Annotated in this window: 19 protein-coding genes and 1 tRNA gene; 10 read left to right on the top strand and 10 right to left on the bottom strand. The window is 56.4% G+C overall.

The genetic code is table 11. From position 1 onward, the window contains the following. Positions 1–51 precede the first annotated feature (51 nt). Positions 52–1,554 carry an MBOAT family O-acyltransferase gene (locus ACP146_RS23005; RefSeq protein ID WP_422369089.1) on the top strand — a complete coding sequence of 501 codons (1,503 nt, stop codon included), beginning with the start codon at positions 52–54 and terminating at the stop codon, positions 1,552–1,554. Positions 1,555–1,563: 9 nt separating this feature from the next. Continuing rightward, positions 1,564–3,510 (top strand): hypothetical protein, encoded by a 1,947-nt coding sequence (locus ACP146_RS23000; RefSeq protein WP_422369088.1) that lies wholly within the window; start codon positions 1,564–1,566, stop codon positions 3,508–3,510. A 95-nt stretch (positions 3,511–3,605) separates the two neighbouring features. Here ACP146_RS23000 and ACP146_RS22995 read toward each other — a convergent pair whose 3' ends face one another. Beyond that, complete coding sequence (locus tag ACP146_RS22995; RefSeq protein WP_422369087.1) at positions 3,606–5,744, bottom strand: DUF4114 domain-containing protein; 2,139 nt, start codon at positions 5,742–5,744, stop codon at positions 3,606–3,608. Between the two features lie 557 nt (positions 5,745–6,301). Between ACP146_RS22995 and ACP146_RS22990 the strand changes: the two genes are divergently transcribed. The 4 genes from ACP146_RS22990 (at position 6,302) to ACP146_RS22975 (ending at position 9,871) form a co-directional block, all read left to right on the top strand. Next, positions 6,302–7,552, top strand: coding sequence for a tyrosine-type recombinase/integrase (locus ACP146_RS22990; protein WP_422369086.1), 1,251 nt, complete (start codon positions 6,302–6,304; stop codon positions 7,550–7,552). Between the two features lie 104 nt (positions 7,553–7,656). Further along, entirely contained in the window at positions 7,657–7,911 is a 255-nt protein-coding gene (locus ACP146_RS22985; RefSeq protein ID WP_422369085.1) for a helix-turn-helix transcriptional regulator, read from the top strand. Then, positions 7,908–9,218 carry a hypothetical protein gene (locus ACP146_RS22980; RefSeq protein WP_422369084.1) on the top strand — a complete coding sequence of 437 codons (1,311 nt, stop codon included), beginning with the start codon at positions 7,908–7,910 and terminating at the stop codon, positions 9,216–9,218. The genes ACP146_RS22985 and ACP146_RS22980 overlap by 4 nt, the downstream gene beginning before the upstream one ends. Before the next feature lie 2 nt (positions 9,219–9,220). Further along, positions 9,221–9,871 carry a hypothetical protein gene (locus ACP146_RS22975; protein WP_422369083.1) on the top strand — a complete coding sequence of 217 codons (651 nt, stop codon included), beginning with the start codon at positions 9,221–9,223 and terminating at the stop codon, positions 9,869–9,871. Between the two features lie 8 nt (positions 9,872–9,879). On the opposite strand, the gene ACP146_RS22970 is transcribed toward ACP146_RS22975, so the two are convergent. Beyond that, on the bottom strand, positions 9,880–10,896 hold the full coding sequence (locus ACP146_RS22970; protein ID WP_422369082.1) for a hypothetical protein: 1,017 nt from the start codon (positions 10,894–10,896) through the stop codon (positions 9,880–9,882). Positions 10,897–11,065: 169 nt separating this feature from the next. Between ACP146_RS22970 and ACP146_RS22965 the strand changes: the two genes are divergently transcribed. Next, positions 11,066–11,296: a helix-turn-helix transcriptional regulator gene (locus ACP146_RS22965; RefSeq protein WP_422369081.1), complete on the top strand. Its 231-nt coding sequence runs from the start codon at positions 11,066–11,068 to the stop codon at positions 11,294–11,296. Between the two features lie 774 nt (positions 11,297–12,070). Continuing rightward, positions 12,071–13,012 carry an AAA family ATPase gene (locus tag ACP146_RS22960; protein WP_422369689.1) on the top strand — a complete coding sequence of 314 codons (942 nt, stop codon included), beginning with the start codon at positions 12,071–12,073 and terminating at the stop codon, positions 13,010–13,012. A gap of 205 nt (positions 13,013–13,217) precedes the next feature. On the opposite strand, the gene ACP146_RS22955 is transcribed toward ACP146_RS22960, so the two are convergent. Beyond that, positions 13,218–13,661: a hypothetical protein gene (locus tag ACP146_RS22955; protein ID WP_422369080.1), complete on the bottom strand. Its 444-nt coding sequence runs from the start codon at positions 13,659–13,661 to the stop codon at positions 13,218–13,220. A 102-nt stretch (positions 13,662–13,763) separates the two neighbouring features. Here ACP146_RS22955 and ACP146_RS22950 point away from each other — a divergent pair, with 102 nt between their 5' ends. Together ACP146_RS22950 and ACP146_RS22945 are read left to right on the top strand one after the other, a co-directional pair. After that, positions 13,764–14,564 (top strand): hypothetical protein, encoded by an 801-nt coding sequence (locus tag ACP146_RS22950; protein WP_422369079.1) that lies wholly within the window; start codon positions 13,764–13,766, stop codon positions 14,562–14,564. Between the two features lie 202 nt (positions 14,565–14,766). Next, positions 14,767–15,696 (top strand): tail fiber domain-containing protein, encoded by a 930-nt coding sequence (locus ACP146_RS22945; protein WP_422369688.1) that lies wholly within the window; start codon positions 14,767–14,769, stop codon positions 15,694–15,696. 816 nt (positions 15,697–16,512) lie between these two features. Here ACP146_RS22945 and ACP146_RS22940 read toward each other — a convergent pair. The 7 genes from ACP146_RS22940 to ACP146_RS22910 form a co-directional block, all read right to left on the bottom strand. After that, complete coding sequence (locus tag ACP146_RS22940) at positions 16,513–17,766, bottom strand: helix-turn-helix domain-containing protein (protein WP_422369078.1); 1,254 nt, start codon at positions 17,764–17,766, stop codon at positions 16,513–16,515. A gap of 19 nt (positions 17,767–17,785) precedes the next feature. After that, positions 17,786–19,006, bottom strand: coding sequence for a tyrosine-type recombinase/integrase (locus tag ACP146_RS22935; RefSeq protein ID WP_422369077.1), 1,221 nt, complete (start codon positions 19,004–19,006; stop codon positions 17,786–17,788). A 112-nt stretch (positions 19,007–19,118) separates the two neighbouring features. Further along, positions 19,119–19,322 (bottom strand): hypothetical protein, encoded by a 204-nt coding sequence (locus tag ACP146_RS22930; protein WP_422369076.1) that lies wholly within the window; start codon positions 19,320–19,322, stop codon positions 19,119–19,121. A gap of 1,138 nt (positions 19,323–20,460) precedes the next feature. Beyond that, complete coding sequence (locus ACP146_RS22925) at positions 20,461–21,348, bottom strand: endonuclease I family protein (RefSeq protein ID WP_422369074.1); 888 nt, start codon at positions 21,346–21,348, stop codon at positions 20,461–20,463. Between the two features lie 605 nt (positions 21,349–21,953). Beyond that, positions 21,954–22,208, bottom strand: a complete 255-nt coding sequence (locus ACP146_RS22920; protein ID WP_422369073.1) for a hypothetical protein — start codon at positions 22,206–22,208, stop codon at positions 21,954–21,956. 373 nt (positions 22,209–22,581) lie between these two features. After that, positions 22,582–22,893: a hypothetical protein gene (locus ACP146_RS22915; RefSeq protein ID WP_422369072.1), complete on the bottom strand. Its 312-nt coding sequence runs from the start codon at positions 22,891–22,893 to the stop codon at positions 22,582–22,584. 254 nt (positions 22,894–23,147) lie between these two features. Then, positions 23,148–23,224 (bottom strand) — tRNA-Arg (locus tag ACP146_RS22910). Positions 23,225–23,306: the final 82 nt, after the last annotated feature.

Raw genomic sequence — 23,306 nt, 5'->3', positions numbered from 1 at the left:
AACAGCCGCGGCGCATCGACACGGCGCAAGCGTCATCGGAGGTCCTGTGTCATGGTTTTCAGCTCGCTGGAGTTCATCTACCTCTTCCTGCCGCCGACGCTGCTCGGTTTCCTCCTGCTGCGCTATCTGCGCTGGGAGCTGGGAATCATCTGGTGGCTGATCGCCGCCTCGCTGGTCTTCTATGCCTGGTGGAGCCCCCTTCACCTTGTCCTGCTGCTGGCCTCGGTCGGCGTCAACTTTGGTTTTCACAGGGCGATCCTCGCGACCGCCAGCAGGGCGGTGCTGGCTGCCGGTATCGCCGGCAATCTGGCGACCCTGGCGTACTTCAAGTACGCTGACTTTCTGATCGCCAATGTGAACGCGGTAGCGGGGGCCGAGCTGCCGATGCTCCATATCGTGCTGCCGCTGGCGATTTCATTCTTCACCTTTCAGCAGGTGTCCTTTCTCTACGATACCTATAAGGGGCGGATCGCCGATTGCGACTTTGCGCGCTACTGCCTCTTCGTCGTCTTCTTTTCGCAGTTGATCGCCGGCCCCATCGTTCTGCAGAAGGATACCATCCCGCAGTTCCGCCTGACGGTTTTCCAGCAGCGGATTTTTATGAACCTGGCCATCGGCGGCAGCCTGTTCGCCATCGGTTTGTTCAAAAAGATCGTGCTGGCCGACGGCGTCGCACCACTCGTCAATTCCGTCTTCGGGCTGGCCGACGCCGGTGAAAGCGTCCCGATGGAGGCGGCCTGGATCGGCGCCTTGGCCTATACCTTTCAGATCTATTTCGACTTTTCGGGTTACTGCGACATGGCACTGGGATTGGCCCGCCTGTTCGGGATCCGCCTGCCGATCAACTTCAACTCGCCCTACAAGTCGCGCTCGATCGTCGAGTTCTGGCGCCACTGGCACATCACGCTGTCGCGCTTTCTGCGGGACTATCTCTACATCCCCCTGGGCGGCAGCAAGCGCGGCAAGGCGCGCCGCTACGTCAATCTGATGGCGACCATGGTGCTGGGCGGCCTCTGGCATGGGGCGAGCTGGACCTTCGTGTTCTGGGGTCTGCTGCACGGCTTCTACCTGATCGTGAATCACGCCTGGTCCGGCCTGCCCGGCAAGGCCGCGATCTTGTCCGTCGTGCCCGGCCCGCTGCGCCGGGCATCGGCCCAGGGGATAACCCTGTTGGCCGTCGTCGTGGCCTGGGTGTTCTTCCGCGCCGAGAGTTTCGATGGCGCGCTGGCGATATTGCAGGGCATGGCCGGCCTGACGCCGTATCACGATCACCGGCTCTGGGCCGCCCTGCTGAGCGATACGGCACCGACCTGGATCCAGTTTGCCGCTCTTGGAGCCATCGTCCTCTGGGCCCCGAACGCCATCGAGTTCCTGAAGAAGTACCGGCCCGTCATCGATGTGAAAGGCGCGCTGGGTGCAGCCTGGTTCCGCCGGCGTCTGGCCTGGCGGCCGTCGGGCGGTTGGGCGACAGCACTCTCCGCCGTTGCGGTCACGGCGATCGTCCAGCTCTACCGTCTGGATGATCTGACGGAGTTCATCTACTTCAACTTTTAGGATGGTATCATGGTTGTCAAACCGGCGCAGCGGCGGCTTGCCGCTTCCGTCTTTGCTGCAGCTTTGCTCGGTGGCAGCCCGGTGCTTGCTGCCGATGGCTGGGAAATCTCGCAGAGCGGGCGGGATTTCTCCTTCAACACGGCGAGTGGACTCTCCACCAGCAAGGGCGTCAGCCGGGCCGGCCTCGTCTCGGTCATGCGCCGCGGCGGCAAGGAGATGCTGCGCTTCTGGCCGGCCGGCGGGTACCGCGAAACGGTGATCCTCGATGGCGAGGTTCTGGTCGACGGCAGCGATCTTGAGGACGTGTCCAGGGTTTCGGGCCTGCGTATGGACCGCAAGGGGTCCCACGTCTATCTGCGCACCACCAAGGGCCCGAAAGCGCGGGTGGAACTGATCCAGGATGGGCAGACGGCCCTGACCTGGCCGCGCCTGCAGATTGTTTCCGTGCTGGCCTATGACGAACGGAGCCTGACTGTGTCGGTCTTCGAGCGTGAAAAGCGGGAGACCACGTTCCTTCGCTATCGACGCAGCACCGAAGGGCGGATTGAAGCCGAGGCAGCGCGAATCGGCAGCTTCAGCGATTGCACCGTCTTGAGCGCCAAGGTGCTTCGGGCCGGCATCGGCCTTGAGGTCTTCTGTGATCCACGACGCGGCAGCGACGTCGTGCTGCTCGACTTTGCCAGCGGCAAAATCACGCCGGTTCTGGCGAGCCAAGCCGATGAGTTTCTCGGATTTTCCTTAGGCCGGCCGGCGGGCGCCATACCGGTCATCTCGGTAAGCGGCAGCCAAAGCGCCCGACAAGCCTATCACGCTCTCAGCGGTGCCTTGCTTCACTCCCTCGGAGAACCTATGGCACGCGCTTCGGATGAAGCGGGCAAGCAGAGTTGGAGCCAGAGTTACCGGACGCTGGTCCTGGCCGAGCTGTTCCGAAAAAGTGGGCATCCGGTCTTCGCCGATCTCGCCGTCGGCGCCATGACCGCGACGCTGGACAGGCAGAACAAAGCGCAGGGGATCGAGGACCGCTTCAATCCCCCCTGCGCCTGGGCATCGCGCATCTACTCGTTGGACCGGCGCAGCCCGGTCTCTTTCATGATCAACCAGGCAATGATCTCAGCCAGCCTGCTGCAGAGCTGTGCGGCGTTGGGGGAGCGTTGCCCGCTCAAGCTGCGGGCGGCGATCCTGGCCAACGCCCAATGCCTGGTGCAGAGCTACGAACCCTATTTCGACCAGACTGCGGGGCTTTATCGTATTCCCCGCGGTGCACCGTTTCGCTTCGACGGACTTTGGGCGCCCTGGAACTGGCACCTGAGGTGGGCGGTGGTGCTTGAGCGTGTGGGCGAGCTTCTCCCTGACCCTGCACTTGTCGCGCGCGCTCACACCATCGCCGACTCCTTCGTCGAAAGCTGGGAAGTTGATTCCGGTGGCGCTCTTTGGCGCTACTGGGTGCCGGCCCATTACCGCGGCTGGACGAAAGCCGATCAGATTTCGCTGCACCGCCCCGAACAGAAGGCCGCCGCGCCGAAGCGCTATGAGGATATCAATCACGCGGGAATCAGTCTGCTGGGTTTGTCCAGCCTGTCTTACAGGCTGGGCCCGGACCGGCAGGCAGCCTTGCAGCGTACGCTGGACAGGCTTCTGGCTGCGGGCAGTGTTCTGCCGCGCGATCTGGACGGCCGTGGCCCGCGCACCCCGCGTTGGCTGCCCGGCGCCGGCTGGCATGCCTATGCAACCGATACACTGAAGGATCTCTATTCCCGAAGGCTGCCCGGCAGCGTCTCCAGCGATCAGCATCTCGCCTACGCGCTGCTGTTCGATCCGGCGGCCCCTTTCGACCTCGACTTGACGCTGTCCTATTGCGGCCGGGACGCCTGCGGGCAGCAACGGCGCTGGTCGTTCGCCTCCTTGCGTGCCTTGATCGAAGACAACCCGCTGTTCACCATCACGCCTCTGCCTTGACCCTCTCCGCCGCAAAAGAAGAGAGCGCCGCAGCGGGGTGCTGCGACGCTCTCCAGACCGACCCGCGGAGGTCCCGCCTCTTGGGAGCTGGAGGTTTAGGAGACGAGGATCCAGCTCTGTGCGGTCGGGTCGTCGGCTGTAAGGTCTTCAATGGTAACGCCGGCGAAAAGGATGCCCTCGCCTGCCTCTCCGTTGAGCGCGGAAAGATCGAGATAGGCGCCCTCGGCCGTATCGAAGAGCGCGGCCAGGGGGTCGCTGCCCTCGCCGACCAGCAGTGCATCCAGGGCGATAACATCGATACCGGCTTCGAAATCGGCAATGCTGTCGTTGCCGCAGTCGAGGCCGAAGGAGAAGCGGTCGGTGGTTGCGTCATTGATACCGTTTTCACCGCCCCAGAGCGTGTCGTCGCCGCTGCCGCCGTCGATCTCGTCGCTGCCCTTGCCGCCGCGCAGCAGGTCGGCATCCGTGCCGCCGAACAGGACATCGTTGCCGCTGGCGCCGTTCAGATAGTCCGCGCCGGCATCGCCGAAAAGTGTATCGTCGCCGGCATGCCCGGCGATCCTGTCGGCACCACCGCCACCGTGAATTTCATTCTCCCGCGAGTTGCCGATCACCTTGTCGTCATAGTCGCTTGCCAGGATGTTCTCGATGGAAATCAGAGTGTCCGTGCCGTTGCCCTTGGCGGTACCGGCGTCAAGGTCGACAGCGATCTTCTTGGTCCAATCACGGTAGTCCGCCGTGTCGATACCGGCCCCGCCGTTCAGCGTGTCGCTGCCGGTTCCACCGTCCAGGATGTCGTTGCCGCTGCCGGCATAGAGCCGGTCGCTGCCCGATCCGCCCTGAAGGCTGTCGTCGCCCGAACCCGCCTGCAGTTCGTCGTTGCCGGAATCCCCGGCCAAGAAGTCACTGCCGCTGCCGCCCGCCAGGGTGTCGTTGCTGGCGCCGCCGAAGATCTCGTCGTCGCCGCTGCCGCCGATCAGCGAGTCGTGGCCGTTGTCGCCGAAAAGCAGATCGTTGCCGCCGCCGCCTTCCACCGTGTCGTTGTTCAGGCCACCCCTAAGAGTATCGTTGCCGGCGTTGCCGCTCAGACTGTCGTTGTTGCCGCCGCCGTAGATCAGGTCATCTCCGGAGCCGCCGATGATCTGGTCGTTGCCGTTGTCGCCGTAGAGAACATCGTTACCCAGGTTACCGAACATCTCGTCATTGCCGCTGCCGCCGAAGAGACTGTCGTCGCCGCTGCCGCCGTGCATTTCGTCGTTGCCGTTCTCGCCGTAGAGCCGGTCGTTTCCCTTGTGGCCCCAAAGCTCATCGTTGCCGGTGCCGCCATGCAGCGTGTCGTTGTCCACCACCTCAAGCGGCGGATCGTTGTCACCCTCACCTTCCGCGTAGAGGTCAGGCAGGCCGTGTTCCTGCCGGTAGTGTGCGTTCAGGACGTTTGCGTTGGCCGTACCCAGATCGATGGTGAAGACCGAATCGTCGAAGTCGCGGTCGCCGCCGTTGTAGAGGTCCTCGAAGCCGATGGTCAGGGTTCCCTTGTCGGTCTTCAGAATACCGGCGGTGTGCAGCAGGCCGTCGGGATTGAGCGCCAGAGTCTCGCCGTAGGCCGCCGTGTGATACTGATGGACAACGATCTCGGTTTCACCGCCGTCCTCTGCAGTGAAGACCAGTTTCGGGTCCTGGCTGTCCAAAGTGGCCGGCGCTCCCCCAGCGTCGACGAAGGCGTAGCTCCCCTCGCCGAGCGCGGCGAAATCATTGTGGCTGAAGCCGTTGGAGACGATGAAAAAGCCGATGTGATCGCCGGGCGATACGTCCAGCAGATGGTCGCTCTGTCCGGCCAGCAGAGAGCCGCCGCTGCCGGAAAGGGAGGCATTCTCCCAGATGATGTCGACGTCGTAGATCTGTCGGGTGTCGGGATCGATCTTGTAGTAGCCGAAGCTGTTGCGGTAGCCGGCGGTCTCGCCCTCGAAGACGACCCGCACCGGATAGTCGTCGGCGATCGGTATCGTCGAGACCGAAATGATCGTCGGCCCGCCGGAGCCGTAGAGCCGGTCGTTGCCGCTGTTGCCCTGTAGCTGATCGTGCCCCCGGCCACCCCAAATCTCGTCGTGCCCGGTTTGGCCGGTGATGCTGTCGTGGCCGTTCTGCCCGGCGATGACGTCGGAACGGCGGGTGCCGGTGATGTTGTCGTCTGCAAAGGTTCCGACGATCGGATGTGTTGCTGGCAGGCTTGGCATAGCGATTGCCCCTCACGGATGTTGTTGTGCCGGCGCTTCACAGCGATACCGCCCCTCCCATCGGATGAGCTGCCGTCAGAGCGCCTTTACAAATCCATCAGCAAGCGACATGCCATTTCTTTCGAACTCATAAAAATTCAATAAAATCAGTGTAATAACCTAGTTTCTCCGGCGCTTTGCCGGACTGCCCGCCTGGGCTTCTCGCAATCCCGAAAGACGGAGGTCGGCATTCTGCAAAGCCTTGTCAGTTTGCGAAGCGCTGCTGCTTCACCAAGCGGACAGGCCATCAGACTGTGGGATGCAATGTGGGCTGCACCTTCATCTCACCAGGGAAAGGTGCTTTTGTTCAATGCAATAGGCGGGAGATCTGGCGGACCCGACATCCTCCAAACCTGTGTATTTGGTTGTCTATTACCGTCCATGCGTGTCTACTCAATTCCTTGTTATATATGAATTTCCACCCCCTCAGTGTCTAAGCGCGTCCGCCCTTGTATTTTGCAGTCTCCCACCTACCTACGTTTCGAGTGTAGGTAGGTATGTAGGTAAGGAGGTTAGCATTGGCGCGAGCAGTAAATCGCCTATCGCCTGTGGCGGTTCCGCACAAGGGGCCTGGATTTCATGCCGATGGGCAGGGTCTCTATCTTCAGGTGAAGAATGGCGGCCGGTCATGGCTGTTTCGATATTCGATCAATGAGAAAGCCCGCTGGATGGGCCTGGGGGCATTTCCAGATGTGACTTTGGCTGAAGCGCGCAAGGCGGCTGGAAGGTGCCGTGAGCTTCTTCGCGCCGGTGTTGATCCGATAGAGGCCCGGCGTGCCGAGAAGGCCGCGGCGAGGGCCGCAGCGGCGAGGAGCGTCACCTTCCGTGAAGCGGCAGAGAGATACATTGGCGCTCACAAAGCTGGCTGGAGGAACGAAAAGCACGGGGCGCAGTGGACCAGCACGCTGGAGACCTTCGTCTATCCCATTTTCGGGAAGCTGCCGGTGCAAGAGGTAGATACAGGCTTAGTGCTAAAGGCCCTAGAACCGATCTGGACCCAGAAGCACGAAACAGCCACTCGCGTCCGTCAGCGCATTGAAGCGGTTTTGAATTGGGCCACCGCAGGGGAGTTGCGGACAGGAGAAAATCCAGCGCGGTGGAGCGGTCACTTAGAAAACCGTCTGCCGAAGCCCAAGCAGATACGACGAGTGAATCCTGTGAAGCATCATGAAGCGATGCCCTACGAGGCCCTGCCGGCTTTCTGGCAGGATCTAAGGCAGCGCGAGACGATCTCCGCGAAAGCACTGGCATTCACGATCTTGACGGCTGCTCGAAGCGGCGAAACACGCGGCGCCCGGCTCGGGGAAATCGATTTCGCCTCTAATGTCTGGACGGTGCCTGGCGAGCGCACCAAGAGCGGTGACGACCACAGAGTCCCGCTTACAAAGGAGGCGCTCGCAATCCTGACTGGGCTGGACCACTTGAAGGACGCCGAAGCTGATGTGCTGCTTTTCCCAAACTCGCAGGGAAAACCCCTCAGTGATACCGCTATGCGAAAGTACCTTCAGAGCGACATGGGACGATTAGGGCTGACGGTGCATGGCTTCCGAAGCTCATTTCGGGAATGGGCAGCCGAGGAGACGAACTTCCCTTGGTGGGTCGCCGAAGCAGCCATAGCCCACAAGAATGGCACGAAGACAGAGAGAGCTTATCAGCGGCGCGATCTCCTCGACCGGCGTCGGAAGCTCATGGAAGCATGGTCACGGTATTGCGTCGCAGGGACAATGCGAGCTTCAGCCAAGGTCGTGCCACTCAGTTCGGCGGGATGATTGAAAACACGAGGAGGCATACCTAGATACCCGTAGTCGATTAGAGACCCCGCATCCTTTGCGGGCTTGGATCGGTGCAACAGCCCTAGAGAGGCTGCACCACAATGTCTGACAAGCTATTGTCTGTTCCTGAGACTTGCCAAGTTCTCGGAATATCTCGCGCTGCCCTTTACAAGACTATTCAGGCTGGAGACGGCCCAACTGTCACTAAGATTGGCAGGCGAACGCTCTTCCGCGAAACCTCATTAGAGCGGTGGATGGCGGAGCAGGAAGACCGAAACTCGGTTCTCAGCCCTCAAGCTCCAGCCCCCACAGATATCTCTGGTTTGGAAGCACCCTCTAGCGAGGCTTCCCAATGACCGAAATTCTCTTGGCGCGGAAGGACGACGTTGATGCCACTTCCGCAATCAATGCAAAGAACGATGCCGAGGCAGCGCGTGATGCAGCAATAACAGCCCGCGATGATGCACAGAACTTCGCTGCGGCGCTCTCTGGCACGTCCACCACGAACCTGACAATCGAGACCGGCACAAAGGTCTTCACCACCCAGAGCGGAAAGCAGTGGGTAGCCGGTCAGCGTCTCCGGGCAGCGTCCGATGACACCACGCTGATCATGGACGGCGATGTCGTCAGCTACACCGGTACGACGCTCACCCTGGATGTGGACTACACCGAAGGCGCTGGCGCACACGCAGACTGGAATATCTCCATCGGCGGAACGCAGGGTCCGCAGGGCATTCAGGGCGACCAGGGTATCCAAGGCGTGCAGGGCGACCCGGGGCCTGCTGGTGCGGACGGCTCAAAGATCTTGTTTGGGACTGGTGCTCCGGCAAATGGGCTTGGCTCTATCGGCGATTATTACAAAGACGAAGCAACACGCGATGTCTACGAAAAGACCGGAGCCTCTGCGTGGACGCTGCGGGGCAACGATGAGGGCGCACAGGGTCCGGTAGGAGCTACAGGCGCGACCGGCCCACAAGGCATCCAGGGTCCGCAAGGTGATCAAGGCCCAACAGGCGCCACTGGTGCTCAAGGTATTCAAGGGATACAGGGTCCGGCTGGTGACGATGGTCAAGATGGAACAGGTGCCGTTCCTCAAGGTACGTACAACGCGGGCACAGTTTACTCTCTGAACGATGGCGTGACGTTTGACGGCAGCTTTTGGCGCTCGTTGCAGAACAGCAACCAGGGCAACACACCGGATGTCTCTCCAGCATTTTGGGAACAGATGGTTGCCAAAGGCGATCCAGGAGACGCGAGCGCAGGTGGCAATGTCTCTGGCAACCTGAACATGCAGGACAACCAGATCATCCGTCCGCTGGTGGCCGATTATGCGGTTAAGAACGACAACGGCAGCTTTGCGGCGGGCACGCTGACGCTGAACTATGAGAACGGCCCGGATTTCGACTTCGAGCTTTCGGCCAACATCACCGGGATCACGATCAACAGTTGGCCGGCATCAGGTCCGCTCGGAAAGGTGACGATCCAATTCCGGCAGCCAACAGCAGGCGCCTTCACAATCAACTTCACGGGGATTGATTTTGGGGATGCCGGGGCGCCAGTGATGCCTACGGGAACTGGCGCCCTCTTGGAAGTTGTCATCTGGAGCCGGGACGGCGGCACGACGGACTATGGCGCCAAGGTGTTTGAGAAGGTGGGGGCCTGATCGTGGCCATAGAGTTCATTGAAGGCAACGCCAGTCAAGGTGATCTCGGGGATGTCAATTTTGCGAACACATTACAAGAAAATGACATTGTTGTTTGTGTGTCGGCCGCAGATCAGAGTGAGCTTCACGACTTTCAGCTTGAGGTTTTTCACGGCTATACAGTTCTTCAAAGTCTGTCGGACCCTCACGGCGCTGTTGCGTACAAGTTTATGGGTTCATCTCCGGACATCAGCTTTCCCGATCTTGGCCTCGGATGTTTTGCATTTCATGTCTACAGGGGCGTTGATACGGTTGCGCCGCTTGATGCAGCCTATGCGTCTTCTAGCGGCGCCACCGGGATGCCAGACGCACCGATAAGCACATCTTTAACTGATGGTGCTCAGAGAGTGATCATCGGTGCCTTAGACGATGACAATGCGAGTGGTTCAGTAACGATGCCCACTGGATACACCAATCTACAAGCAGCATCCGGTGGTGCCGGTTCGCCTTCTACAGTGATGATTGCGGGAGCCGCAGCGCCTACAGCAGGAGCGAATGATCCCGCAGCATTTGGTGGGACAGGAAACGATCAATGGAGAGCCGCACACATCATACTTCGTCCGGCCGTTGATCCAGCTTCCGCTCAAGGCGCTGCGATGGTGATAGGACTTTGAGAGAGTAGCTAGTTTCTACCGTTTTGAGTTGAGGTAGATGCTTCGTTGGCTTTGCTCTGAGCGCTCAGCAAAGCGTCAATGGCCTCATGAACTTTAGATGCACTCATCCTTTTGCTCAGACGTGTTATGCAACCATCGTCGATGGGAAACTGCAAGTAGGGGACTGCGTCGATAACTATCAGGTGTTTGTTGCTCAAGTATATGTCTGCGATCATGTCGTAGAGTTCCCAACATGTAATCCCTCCCTGAACTCTAGGTATTGATTTCTTTAAGAATCCTGCGATTTGCCCCGAGGACATCATCTCTGTTGCATCGATGATTTGCTGCGCTTGTCGTGAGGGCTTTGGTGGGCTTGGTTTACCGTCGGAACTCTTATTCGCCAAATTCGCGCCGTTGACTTCTTGCAGTTTAGTATTCAGTTCTGCGACCTGTGCCCGTAGGCGATCATTTTCTATCTTGGACTGCGCTAACCCTGCCATCGCTCTGGATGCCCTTTCTGCTTGGCTGGTTGCTCTCTCTCGTGCCTGATCAAGCGTTACCTGGACATCATCAGATGGCTTGGCCGCCTTCGCACTCTCCAATTCAGCCGATAACTGTTCGATCTCGGTGTTTGCCACATTGAGTTGAGCTGCAGCCTCAGCGTGTTGTTCAGTCAGTTGCTTAACAAGCCTTTCCTCTTCGTCTAGTTCTGCCTCTACCTTCTCCAACGCTTCTGCGTTCAAAGTAGCCTCTTTAGCCGCCGTTGCTTCATTCTCTTGAAGCTGATGCTCCAAACGCTGGACGTAAGATTTCAGTTCACTGTTCTGAGAACGTAGGCTTTGGGTTTCGGCGATACTCCCTTGCTGCGTACGCTCCGCGAACCACTTGTGCACAGAGTCAGATGCGCCCCACCCCCATACAGCCGTATGCGAGAAAATGAGAGTTCCTCCTACAGCTAACCACACGCCGATGGGAACTTGGCTCAGCAAGCCCCACCACCAAGCTGCGCTATGATCCTTAACGGCAGGTACTTCCTTCATTTTCAAGCCCAACCCAATCGCGACTCGGAGTTGATTTCTCATCTATAACGTAGAATAGCGTTTAGGAGGTATAACGGCAGCAAAATCACGGGTTGAAGGACTGATCGCTAGCGATGCTGGCGTGACCGCTGCTTCGAGAGCCGCGAGTTTGCATCCCCCGGACCTTCTGGAGACAATGAAAGGGATGGAACGCTACGGACCAGATAGAGGACCGATTTCTATGGAGCTTCTGACCATTCCGGAGGCCGCGAGGCGTTGTCGGCTTGGAAAGTCAACTCTCTACGAAATGCTTTCTAAGGGCGAAGGGCCGGTGTGTACGCGAATTGGCACACGAGTCTTCGTCATGTCGGCCGATCTAGAAAAGTGGATTTGGAACTGCCGCGAACAGAGAGCGGTTGCTGCCTGAGAAGGGCCAGCTAGATCCGTGAAGAGGCCGATTTGGCTGCTGCATTAAGGAAACACCCGTGAAGTGACATGAGCATAAATGAAACCCCTCTCGCCGACGAAACGAGAGGGGCGCAAGACGACACTGAACCACTGACCACCAATCAAGATAAGCAGACAAGCCAGCGCTTTCAAGCTGCGGCGCCACCACCAACCCGTGGGCGATTTCTGCATGTGCCTAGGCGATTGACCACTGCTGCTATCCGCCAACTTGCGTACCTGCTGCCTGCCGAAGCCTCTCGACTAGCTCCTGCGCATCCAGCCCGGCGCGAGATCCACCTGACCTTCCCGGCCGTCGATAGCACTCATATTACAATGACGATTGGCTCAGGTTACGTCGCCATATCTGAGACACCCTGCCTACATGGTTCGCCGTTTAGGTGCGCGTCCTGCGACAAGGCAGGAGAAGTGCCATCCAAGGTGTGGGCTATGGCTGGAGTAGTCCTATCTGCAATGTTCGGTGCAGTTATGACGGAGCGCCGGAACGATCGGGTGCCCCGTAGTGTGTCTGTGGTCTGGCAAAAGAACAACCCTCCTGAGCCTTGTTATGCAGGAGGGCCGTGAAGTGGTTTGAGAGATGAAGCATTGAAATCCGCTGCGGCGGATCTGGATTGGTCCACGTGACGAGTTTGGACCTTTGAAGAGACAAAAGCATTGTACCCGATCTGGACCCCAGAAACCTAACTCCCAACGCTCTGTCGGACCAAAACCATTGGAGTTAATTGATCCCTCAACCGTGACGCCGCAGAGGGTGGCTTGGCTATGGCATCCGTACATCCCGCGCGGAAAGTTGACGATGTTGGATGGTGACCCTGGGCAAGGAAAGTCCTGGATTACTGTGGAAGTCACTTCAAAGCTCAGCACGGGAAAGAAGCTGCCTGGACAGCGCAAGGTGGGAGAGCCACGCCGGGTTTTGATCCTTGCTACTGAGGACGACATTGCAGATACCATCAAGCCGCGGCTCATGGCGCAGGGTGCGAACCTCGATAACATCCGCATCTATCAAGGCGGCTTGCTTTTCGACAGCATTGGAGCAAAGAGGCTCAACGCTACTATAGAAGAGTGGAAACCGGATCTGATTGTCATCGATCCAGTTGTCTCGTATGTCGGTGGAAAGCTCGACATCAACCGCGCCAATGAGGTTCGAGAGATCCTCGACCGCCTCGATTTAATTGCTCGTGAACATGGCTGTGCAGTGTTGATCGTCCGCCACACCAGGAAGGCTCGAAGCGGGTCGGCGATGGACGCGGGCATGGGCTCACGTGACTTCGGCGCTAAGGTCCGCAGCGGATTGATTGCCGGCAAAGATGTTGAAGGAATGTATGTGCTCGCTCACTACAAGCATTCGACTACGCAGGGCGGCTTGTCACTCGGTTACGAGATTGTTGAAGCTCCGGATACCTTCCTCGGTTCGCGGCTGCGTTGGGTCGGAGCAGTGAGCACACAAGCCGACGATCTGGTTGTTGCACCCGTCAACGAAAGCCGCGGAAGCAAGTTGGACGAAGCTAAGGCGTTCCTACTGAGAGTGCTGAAAGATGGCCCAGCACCCGCAAAGTCCATATCAAGTGCGGCTTACGCTGAAGGGATCACCGAAGTCACGCTCAAACGAGCCAAGAAGGACCTAGGGATCATCTCTGAGATGGACGGTGACAGGTGGTTTTGGTCGATGACTGAGTGAGAAGGGGCTCATTCTTAGAACATGATACCCTTGCCCTAGTGTTATGGTTCAACTTATTGATATTATTATAAGGTTCTCAAGGGTATCAAGAGTATCAACATAGGGGGTTTGAGACCCTTGCTGATCCCCTTCGAGAGGTTGCTGTACCCAACACCGCGCCGCTTGCAGGCGGCGGTAGCCGTACGGTGTTAGGCTGATGCCGAGCCTATTCGATGCCTTCAAGGAAGAGCGCAAGGCTGCCGAGGAATACGCCTGCGCTGTATAAGACTCGATACAGGTGTTCGCTGGTGAGTTCCAGCAGTGTTTCCCCTTTGAAGGTCTCGATATCGCCAATCTTCGACCAGACAGCCCAGACCAGGAGGACGACGGACACACCTCGGATAACCTTAACCCAGAGCCACGACAGAGGCGCTGCTGCGTTGATGAGCAAGGCTGTCAATGCTCCCACAGCGACGAGAGCGATCACCCAAAGTGCTGATCTCAGAAGTCGGCGGCGCTTGCCTTGGATGCGCGTGAGTGCCTCATCCCTAAAGTCATCTGCCGACTGAAATGCCTCACCTTTGGCACGTCGGGCTTCTACATGATTTAGCTCTGCCTTCAAGAAGGCGCGCTCTGAGAAGATAAGTTTGAATGCTGGTCCAAGATACATCTGACGGGCACCTTTTCGGTTCTAATCATGAGGAGCTACGGTGTAACATTACTTCCAGTTGAGAAAACGCCAAGTGTTCTGGACCAAAAGGCAGAAGTATCTATGGAAGTTCTCATTCGGATAGCGTTGCTGATTATCGCGACATCTCTGTTTGGTGCAGGAGTGAACCTGGGTTATCGCGATCTAGTGGGGGCGCAGTTGGCGTGCTTCTCGGCGGGTGCATTGGTGCTCCTGTTTACGTTTTTGTCTCAGTTCAAACGGTTTAAGGGCCCCTTCAAAATCGAAGGTGAGATGTGGGAGCGCGAGATGGAAGAAGCACAAGAGATCGCGGAGAAGTTCAGGAACTTAGCAATAGTCGTTGCAAAACCGTTGATTGCTAGCGGCGTGCGCATGGGACGGATGAGCAGCCACCTCTCTCGCAGAGAAGTGGACGAAATGGTGACTGAAGTGCGGACCATCCTAGAGAAATCTGGTTCGCCACCAGAAGACATTGAAGCAGCTTTAAGGGACTATCGCCGCTTCACAGCGTTCGACATGGTGAGAACGGCGCGAGTTGAGGTTAAGAAGGTTCTAGATGCGAAGGTGCAAGAAAAACGTGCCGTGGTTGACGCTTTCCGCGGGGTCATTCCTGCAGACCAGAATGAAGCTTATAACGCAGCAGCAAACGAGGTGAGAGTTGCACAACAATCGGCTAGCCAAGTCTTAGATGCCTTTTCCATTGATCATGCAGATTCATACCTAGAAACGATCAGAGTGCGCGTGAACGCCTGCGACCTATTAGAGGAAGAAGAGAAGCAAAGTCTGTTAGCCTCTTTCCAAGATACTCTAGATGATCTCGTATACTTTCAGGAAACCGGGAAAATTAGACGGCCAGAGGTCTGGTTTGCAGAATCTGAAGAATAGAAGCGAAGCAAAGTGTGCCAGCCCTTGTGATCGGGTAAACTGTAAAGGCGCCCTTATTGGTGCTTTGAATTGAGTCAAAATATTTGGACTTCACACCTTGGGATTTGTCTCAGACCTCTTCGGAGGCGGTGGCGGTTCTGAAAGCCAAGTAGTAGACGCAACCCCGGAGGAATTCGCGAACCTTCGAGGGCCGTTGGCGAGCGTGTTGCGGGGATTGTTCACCGGTCGGCAGCCCAATCTATCGGGCATCCCGAGCTTTGACGGCCCGACCACGGCGCCTGTCACGAGCCAGGAGCAGAACTTCCTAGACCAGATTGGTCAGGCTGCCGGTGCATCACCGAACCAAACCGCATCCCAAAACCTACTGACCCAGACCCTCGGCGGGCAGTTCCTTTCACCGGAAAGCAATCCGTTCCTCAAAGCGACCATTGAGAGCGCCACGCGACCGGTACTGGAGACCTTCAACGATGTGATCGCGCCCCAGCTTCGGTCGCAGTTCACCGCGGCGGGGCAGGTGGTCCAGAACGAAGGCTCCTCACCCTTCGCTCAGGCGTTCGGACGTGCCGGCAAAGACTTGCTGAACAAGATCGGCGATATCTCCTCGAACATCAGCTTCCAGAACTTCGCGCAGGAGCGTGGCCGGCAGCAGGAGGCGGTGAACCAGTCGCTCAATCTCGACAGTGCGAAGCTCGACAATCTGGTGAAGGGGCTTCAGTCGAGTGCTCTGCCCCGCATCATCGAGCAGTTCGGCATCGACCGCGGCATCGAGTTGTTCAATAGCCGGGTCTCGACACTGCTAGAGGCGCTGAGGTTGGCCGGCGGAGTTTCAGCACCCACCGTGACTTCGTTGCCAGGGTCGCCGGGTGCCGATGTGGGCGGATTGTTCGGCGGCTTGGGCGGGCTTGGATTAGGGATTGCGGAACTGGTCCCGGTGCTTTCAGACCGGCGCGCCAAGACCGATATCAAAAAGATCGGCAAACTCGACAGCGGACCGAATGTCTACACCTATCGATACAAAGGACATCCGTTCAAACAGATTGGTGTGATGGCGCAGGAGGTCGAAGAAGTCCAGCCTGAAGCTGTAGTAAGCGGCACAGGCGGCTTCAAGTTCCTTCTGCCGGCCCTCCTCTAGTCTAGCCGCTTCGGTCTAGCCCAGCAGACATCTCTTAGTTACTGTGATAGCCTTTTCGAAAGGCAACACGACCTAAACTCTCGGGCAAACAGCAATGTCTTCGACCTTCGAGGATCTACAAGCGGCTTTGAGTATCAGCAACGGTGGCACGGCGACTCCTGACTGGCCTACTCTTCTCGCCGCTGTACCTACTATTGTCTTCGGTCTTGCAGCGCTGTACGTCGGCGCCAAACTCATTAGCCACAGTTTTCAAATCGCGCTTACAGTGTTTGCCCTGTCCTTGGAGCGAGGGCTCCTTAGCACAGTTATCTACCTAGCGTGCTGGATTTTCCTACTGCCTCTGATGCTAGTCCTGTGCTTTGTCGGAGGCACCTTAACACTATGGTGTGAGACGCTAGGTGCGTTTGATGCGAGGCGAGCGATCAAGGATCTACGCGGCTCAGACCCTCACCTATCTCGTGAGCAAGCAATCACAAGGCTCCTTGCAGCTATTCGCGTAGCAGAGCGACATGCGCAGTAGCACGGTGTCTCGCTCATCGCGCGCGCGAACACTTCGACAGGCAATAACTATATCCTCCGAGATCTGACGTAAGCGCCAAAACCGCAGCCTGTTTGCGGGGTTTCAAGAATGTCGATATCTCAAAGCCATAACTGCAGTGTTTTTGGGAGCAATCGGAAATCGATAGGGTTTCTGGGACCTTTTGGGGGCTTCTGTGTGCAAAAGCCATAATTATGGAATTTGGCGCAGAATTCGTAGGCTCCAGAGCAGCGTAGCTTCTGTGTAATGCTGCCTGTTGGACTAGTTGTCACAGCCAATCAATGATCCTGAGGCTCCACCAAACGAAGCTCTTCGAGCGGTTCGTGAGCGCCCACTGAGGCAACGCAATCCTTTAGCACCAGGGTAAGAATGGATGCGAATTCCGAGGAATCACCGACGCTATATTGTGGTAGCTGGAATGATGGTTTTGGGAGTGGCCCCAATTCTCGATTGTAGTCTGACTTGAACCACATCAATCGGGCGGAAGTTGGAGACCCTGACATCTCAACTTCCATTCCATACTCAACATCGGGTGCTCCAGCGAACTTTCTGACCCGCTCCACGTTCTTGAGCACACTCAAAACGAGACCTAGCAGCCAACCCACGTGGATCTTGTCTGAATATGAGTCATTGTAGTCTTTTTTCATGAAGTAACTCTGCTCAACCAATCCGCTCTCGAAGACCTCAATTGCATGATAACTCTCTTCATCCTCATATAGCTTGCGTGTACCTCGCAGTTGCGGCCTCTCGCTCACAGGAGTATCTGGCAGCCAGAGTTTTTCCTGAACTCCATCTATGCTAATAGTCTGAACGCGCGGCGCCTCAAACCCAGCTTCATGTCGATAGACTCCCGGTAAGTAGATTTCTGATAGAGGAAGCGCAGTTGCCCGAAATCCGATGCTCTTGTAGTCCACATTATCAAAGCTTTTAAAGGCACTTGCATATATGTTTGCCCGCTCATCAAAAGCAGATCTAAGCGCGCCTATTCCGCGCTCCAGATTCAGAGTGAGGTCTTGGATTTCCCTCATCGTCATTTTCTCAGTCCTGTCAGAACGACGTGTGTAGCAGTTGAGATCCCGGTGCCTATGAGGCGCAGACCTCGATGCTGGTACGCGGACAACTACCACGCCATTCCCGGCATCGTCCGTTTTGATCGCAGTAGAGTGAAACAGCGAGATTTTCGGTTCGATGCAGTCTCGTGCTTGAAGTCTGAGCCGTTCGGCAAGATCGGCTGCATTCGGCAGTGGCATGATTGAAATTGCGCTTGCCGGCTTGGTATCTGCTTCGTCAATGCCAATAAGCAGATGACCTCCGTGAGAGTTGGCGAAGGCGACAACCTCTTCCAACAATTTGTCGCGCGCATAGTTCGAAATCTTCCTGCCGCCGGACATCCAAGGGTCTGGCTCGCCTGCCTTAGCCGGTAATTCTCTCTTGAACTCGACGTTACTGCCCTCTGGGTATTGCTCTCGAACTAGTTCGTCTAAATCTGCTCTCGTTAGGGCTTCAAGCGGCTTTGTAAAGATTGGAAGCATTGGGACCTTTCTTTCTTAGCTAGTTGCGGTCGCAGGAAAGACTTGCACTTCCATGCCAAACGAGCGGCGCTTCCGGCTCTAAAGATGGCTTGCTTCCTAAAGGCACACCAAGAGGCATACGTCTTACCTGTTCCTCGACCACCTCAGGCGCAGAGACAATGTAGGTTCGGTCCACGTTCTGAACGTCCTCCCACATGCCCGCATCCGCGATACCGCGTGCATCCATTCCGTAGATTTGCCGCAGGTTGTTCGCGAAGCTATGCCGTAGCCAGTGGGGTGTCGCCTGGGCCATTCTTCTCGCGCGTTCTGGGTAGCCGCGACGATGTAACTCAGCGGCACATCGGTCGCGTGCTGACCGAAAGCCATGCCAGAAATGTCCGCCTCCTTTTGCATTCTGTACATAAGGTCGGCGGCTAGGGGTGAGGAACAACTGAGGATAGTCGTCATGCCGCCGGAGAAGCCACATGCAGATTTGGTCAACTGCATAGTCATGCAAGGGGCGAACGTAGCTATGTCCGTTCTTCGTCCTTAGAAAGAAGACTCGACCCCTTCCCCGTTCAAGCTCGACGTTCTCTCTCCGCAAGTTAATCGTTTGCCATGCACGGGCGCCGGTCGCATACATCACAGCGATGATAGGCCTTATGTGAACATCGGCGCATTCGATGAGTAGCTCGACCTCTCCAGGATGAAACCGCTTTACAGCGTTCTCACTCTTCGGTGCTTTGTATTTCACTCTGTTCCAGTATGGGATTTGATAAAGAGAGCCCTCTCTTTGCGCTAAGGCAAACATGGCATGAAGAACTGTCTCGTGACGATAGCGACCACCACGCTCGTGCTCTCGAAATCGCTTTCTAAAGTGTGTTTCGATGCGTGCACGATCTAAGTCACCCACCAGAACGCCTTTGAAGGCTTTTGCAATTTCCTTGGCTATCAACTTCACCTGATAGCAGTAATCGTGTTGAGCCAAATAGTCAGATACGAGGTCTTCCATTGGCCGGGGCGGTGGCCGGTTGTAGAGGATGCGGTCGAGGATCTCCTTTTCCTTCTTCACACGCATCGTCTCAGCGGCCTCCCAAGCACCAGGCATCATATGATGCAGCCGAGTGCTGTATTTGACCGTCTCAGACCGCTCTCCGATACGCAGCGTACCCATGATGTGGAGATTAGGAGTGTTGCTCAGCTTCTTTACGTAGAGCCCACCTCGGCGCCGATATTGGCTTTTGCACTTGCCTCTGGTCATCGTTGGCCTCTCGTTTTCAGGGAGCGATATGCAGATCGTATCGACTCCCTTGTTGGGCCAGGCAGAATCGAGTGTAAGGGAACGCCGGGGCGAAGGTGATAGAGCGAATTGTTTAGTGCACTTTGGTGTCTTCCTTTGGTTCTGTGCGCTGCAACTCTTCCACTGCCGCCAGGATGCGTAGCCATATCCGCTGGCCAGCTATGCTGCCTTGCGCCAAAAAAGCATCAGCGCGCAGTGCTGTTTCAATGGTAGCGAAATCACCGTACTCGCGGATTAGAACCGAAGCGCTACGATAGACATCTGTTTTTGAAATCATTCTCTAGTCTCAACGCGGTCGAAAAGTAGCGTTTAAACTAGTTGCTGCCTCACCATCCGCAAACGCACATGTTGTGCCGGGTACTGTTTCTGCAAGGTTGGTGGTTTGGGCAGTTGCCACGACACCCGCCATCATCTCTCATGTAACATGGTTCGACTTGTTTTCCAGCCTCCTTGGAAATCTCTTCAAGAACTCTGTCTGCTTCCTCTTTCGTTCTTGAGACGATGAATTTCTCCCCATCGATTTCCATGATACGAAAACCGTAGGGAGATAGAACAATCGGTGAGCCGTCTTCGCGCCTAGCGACTTCTTTCAACCCCTCTTGATACAAGTCTGTAGCATTCTTCTCTGCCATTGGTTTGTTCCTTTAGTTCCTTGTTTTTCTGATTTCAGAGGAGTGCGGCTTGAAGCCCGACGCCCGCTCTAAACGGTATTCGGACGGAGACAGCCTCATGCCTAATCAACATCATCTGCTGTGAAGAATAGGTTCCGCGGCCCTCCGCAGTTAACGTAGTAATATCCAGCTCGTGAACTGCTCTTGTCTCCATACTCGACCTCCTGGCACCGACCAGACTCGATCATTTTGAGGGCGCCTTTTCTAAGAATCAGGATGTCTCGCTCAGTGTTTCCATACTCACCGACCTTTGGGATGCCCTTGATGCGTGGGTCCGTTAGCTGATCAGTTAGTTGAGGCTGTGATTTGTCGATAGGGCGAACATTTGAGAGAAAACCCCGGTGAACCCACTCAGCAAAACTCCCATCGCTTTTGTAACCGTGCTCTAGAAGGCAATTTTTGCTTCCCTTCTTTACGAATTCAGCTTTGCCATGTTGCGCACATCCGAAGTCCTGATAGTGCTTTGTGATACGCACCCATTCACCTCGCTGTTCCAGAACTTGGGCAGATTCTCCGAAGAAAAGGGTGCCAACCACGGGGCAAACCTCCGCGGGGCATGAGCGCCGGTTTAGCGAGTCAGCCGTAACCCAAAGCCTGTCCTGAGCGGTTGCCAAATGGCTGTGTGTGATGACTAAGGCGAGAGAAAGTAGGGTTACAACGAAACGCTGAGCCCAGAACAGCGCGGCAGGAGAGTTGGATGGGCTCGACCGAGAAAAATCCACTTTGGTACGCGTTTCCTTCCAATCATCCATTGCACGCGCATCCAGGCGGCTGCCGACAGGTGTAGCTGCGACTGATGCAAGAGTTTCCGCATGCCTTGCCTTTTCGGCAGATCTTGCAGCATCGCTGCTGGGCAGTTTGCTCGCTTGTCTTGTCGAGTCCCGCTAGCACTCTTTCGACAATGGGAGGCAAGTCACCTTCGTTTGATGCAAACCGCAGATTGTTTGCTAGTGATGGCTTGTCGATGAACGGATTTCTCGTACCCTGAAGTTGCTCGATCTTTGCGTTGCGTCGGGTTTCGTGAGCGTTCGGCGGATCAGCCTCGTTCCATTTCCTCAGGAGCACACCAAGTCGCTTGTCGATTGGTAGGTCGTATTCTTGATGCATGTAAAAAACTGATCGAGCGATGTTACCGCGTGCGATTTTCCGCGGCTCAACAATTCCCTTTGCCGTATCCAATTCAAAATCACAGGCTTTGAGTTCTGACCCGATGTCAGACAGATCGCTTGGCGTAGAGTATTTACGTTCCTCGCCGCGGATTATCCCAAACGAATGGTTCCATCTGGTGCTGTTGATCCTGGGCACTGCCGGATAAAGGTTGTGGAGATCGGCCTCCATGAGGTTGAAGCGGTTCGACTTCTTTCGGCAGTCTTCTCGCCTGTCAGACTTCTTACAGCCCGCCGTCACCTTCATCCAAGACGCGGGGTAGATGTGCTCTATAGACATACCGCTACGCCCTTTGAACCGAGCACCGCAGTAGAGTGTCCACCCTCCGGCCGGATAGAGTTTTTTGTAGAAGTAGGTTTTCTTCGCAGCAGCGTAGCTTGGGATTTTGGTTTGATCGGCAGCTGCTAGATCCGGCAGCAACAAGACCAGAGCGATGCTGAATGCCGCCCGTGCAAATAGTCTCATTTCCCCCTCCTTGCCCAGATGAATTGAGCAAGAACCATTCAACTCGACTATACCGATTGTGTCTATAAGTAGATTTTCCGATCTGCCACAGCACGCGAGGGTTCTGTAGACATTTCTGACGCTTATGGGTCCTCCACGCTGGCCGTGTCTGATGGGACCAATTCCGAATTATGGCTTTTGCGGGTCTTGCCACGAGACCTACGGCGGGTCCCGCGATTGCGGCCGGTCCCGCGATGGGACCCGTCGGGGGGTCTCCCCTCCCCCTCGGGGGCTGTCGCTGATCGGCAAGGGGCGAGCGTATCAGGATGGCCGGCGCTGACCCTACGGCGCTCTCTCAGATGCAGGGGGAGTAGAGTGAGTGGGAGAAACTAGAGGCAGGCAGCGCGTTGCGTCTCAGCGGGCCGGAAACGGCGAATTATGGCTTTAGTGATTGGGGAAGCCAGGGCGGGCTAGGTGGCATATCGCTGCGGCAACCGCCCCGGCTCTAAACTCTCCGTTCCGCAGCGCTGGAAACTGGTCTATGCGTACCCGGTCAGCAGAACAGCAAGCAGCAATAGAAGCTCTTGCCAGATGGAGCGCCGCTTTGTGCGTTGTCGCGGCATCACCTAGCTCGCTGTGCTTAGCGGCAAGACTTCCGCTGCGCTGGACTGGAAACCCATTGCGCTTGCGATCTGCTGAAGTGGGGCATGTCCTAAGAGGGCTCTTGCTGTTTCATCGCCTGCATCGGCGCGGCGCATCGCCTCTTCGATCCCAGCGTTTAAAACTTCAGCGCGGCGCAAGAGCAAAGCCGCCCTGTCGCTTGGAATGTGATCTTCAAGCATCCAGGTCGTTTCGTTGTCGTCTACCAAAAGGAGTTGCATGAGAGAGGCTCCTACGATCAACAGAGCAGGAGTATGTAGGAACATTGTTCCTATGTCAATGGAAAGAAATGGATTGCACTACAGTTTCATAGCCAGCATGACCCTAATGAGCTTGGCGGTGGGCTTGGGTATGCCCCTGGTTCCCGCAGCGTAATGGCGAACTGTCCTCGGCTCAATCTCAAGCTCTTTGGCTAATTCAGTTTGCCAGTTCTTACCATAAAGCTGTTCGCCAATTTCTTGTAACTCATCGGGAGACATCTGACTGCCTTACCTCTGTGCACACTACGCGCGGTCCATTGTTCCAATGTCGAAGAAGATAGTCATTACCATTGGTGGCAACAAGGACTAGCGTCTGCATGTTGCTCGCGGTGATCTAATCTCTTCCGGATTTTGCCTTCAATCTCCGAACCACCTCTTCACTAATCGCTCTTGTCTCCCGCAATCGTGCCATGCGGGTAGAGACAGGCAGTTTGATTTTCGGAGGTGCGGAAGGCTTCTTCGGAGGTGAGCGCCAAGTCAAAGCTTCTCGTACTCGCTCGACCTGTATCTCGGTCAAAATGAGTTTTTGTCGACCCACCGGTGGCTTGAAGCCAAGCTCGGCGACAACACGGCGAAGCGTCCTTTCGCTGACCGGGAACATCTCAACCAGATCTTTGAACACATAGAGCTTCTCGGGCTTCGGCATCGCGCTGGCTTCCTGGAAGATCGACAAGCCAGATACTAACCGGCCAGATCAGCGCGACCAATTAAAAGGTGTTCTATATCAGAGTGTTATAAACTTGAGATGCTCCTTGTCACGTTCCGCGCGTTTAAACGACTTTAACGCTTCTCATCATCTTCAACGCCTAGGCAGACCAGTTCGAACGTAGGTATAAGCGTAGGTACATCACACCGGATGAACGGTTTTTTCTTTAAAAACAGTTAGTTATTGTGAGAATCTGGCGGACCCGACAGGATTCGAACCTGTGACCTCTGCCTTCGGAGGGCAGCGCTCTATCCAGCTGAGCTACGGGTCCTCTGGGGGAAGCGGAGATAGGGCTTCCCGCTGCTTTGAGCGCGGCGACCTTACTGCATTGCGTCATCCGGCGCAAAGGGCTT

It is taken from the genome of Pelagibius sp. (assembly GCF_965249265.1).
In the GTDB taxonomy this organism is placed as follows: domain Bacteria; phylum Pseudomonadota; class Alphaproteobacteria; order Kiloniellales; family Kiloniellaceae; genus Pelagibius.
Note: the sequence above shows the minus strand (reverse complement) of the source record. Positions and strands in the feature narration are given on the sequence as shown.

Excerpts from the sequence above, each read along its gene's own strand:
- ACP146_RS22955 (WP_422369080.1), bottom strand. The coding sequence starts at position 13,661 with ATGTATCTTGGACCAGCATTCAAACTTATCTTCTCAGAGCGCGCCTTC.
- ACP146_RS22930 (WP_422369076.1), bottom strand. The coding sequence starts at position 19,322 with ATGATTTCAAAAACAGATGTCTATCGTAGCGCTTCGGTTCTAATCCGC.
- ACP146_RS23000 (WP_422369088.1), top strand. The coding sequence starts at position 1,564 with ATGGTTGTCAAACCGGCGCAGCGGCGGCTTGCCGCTTCCGTCTTTGCT.
- ACP146_RS22995 (WP_422369087.1), bottom strand. The coding sequence starts at position 5,744 with ATGCCAAGCCTGCCAGCAACACATCCGATCGTCGGAACCTTTGCAGAC.
- ACP146_RS22980 (WP_422369084.1), top strand. The coding sequence starts at position 7,908 with ATGACCGAAATTCTCTTGGCGCGGAAGGACGACGTTGATGCCACTTCC.
- ACP146_RS22925 (WP_422369074.1), bottom strand. The coding sequence starts at position 21,348 with ATGAGACTATTTGCACGGGCGGCATTCAGCATCGCTCTGGTCTTGTTG.
- ACP146_RS22965 (WP_422369081.1), top strand. The coding sequence starts at position 11,066 with ATGAAAGGGATGGAACGCTACGGACCAGATAGAGGACCGATTTCTATG.
- ACP146_RS22940 (WP_422369078.1), bottom strand. The coding sequence starts at position 17,766 with ATGCTTCCAATCTTTACAAAGCCGCTTGAAGCCCTAACGAGAGCAGAT.
- ACP146_RS23005 (WP_422369089.1), top strand. The coding sequence starts at position 52 with ATGGTTTTCAGCTCGCTGGAGTTCATCTACCTCTTCCTGCCGCCGACG.
- ACP146_RS22950 (WP_422369079.1), top strand. The coding sequence starts at position 13,764 with ATGGAAGTTCTCATTCGGATAGCGTTGCTGATTATCGCGACATCTCTG.
- ACP146_RS22920 (WP_422369073.1), bottom strand. The coding sequence starts at position 22,208 with ATGCAACTCCTTTTGGTAGACGACAACGAAACGACCTGGATGCTTGAA.
- ACP146_RS22985 (WP_422369085.1), top strand. The coding sequence starts at position 7,657 with ATGTCTGACAAGCTATTGTCTGTTCCTGAGACTTGCCAAGTTCTCGGA.
- ACP146_RS22935 (WP_422369077.1), bottom strand. The coding sequence starts at position 19,006 with ATGACCAGAGGCAAGTGCAAAAGCCAATATCGGCGCCGAGGTGGGCTC.
- ACP146_RS22915 (WP_422369072.1), bottom strand. The coding sequence starts at position 22,893 with ATGCCGAAGCCCGAGAAGCTCTATGTGTTCAAAGATCTGGTTGAGATG.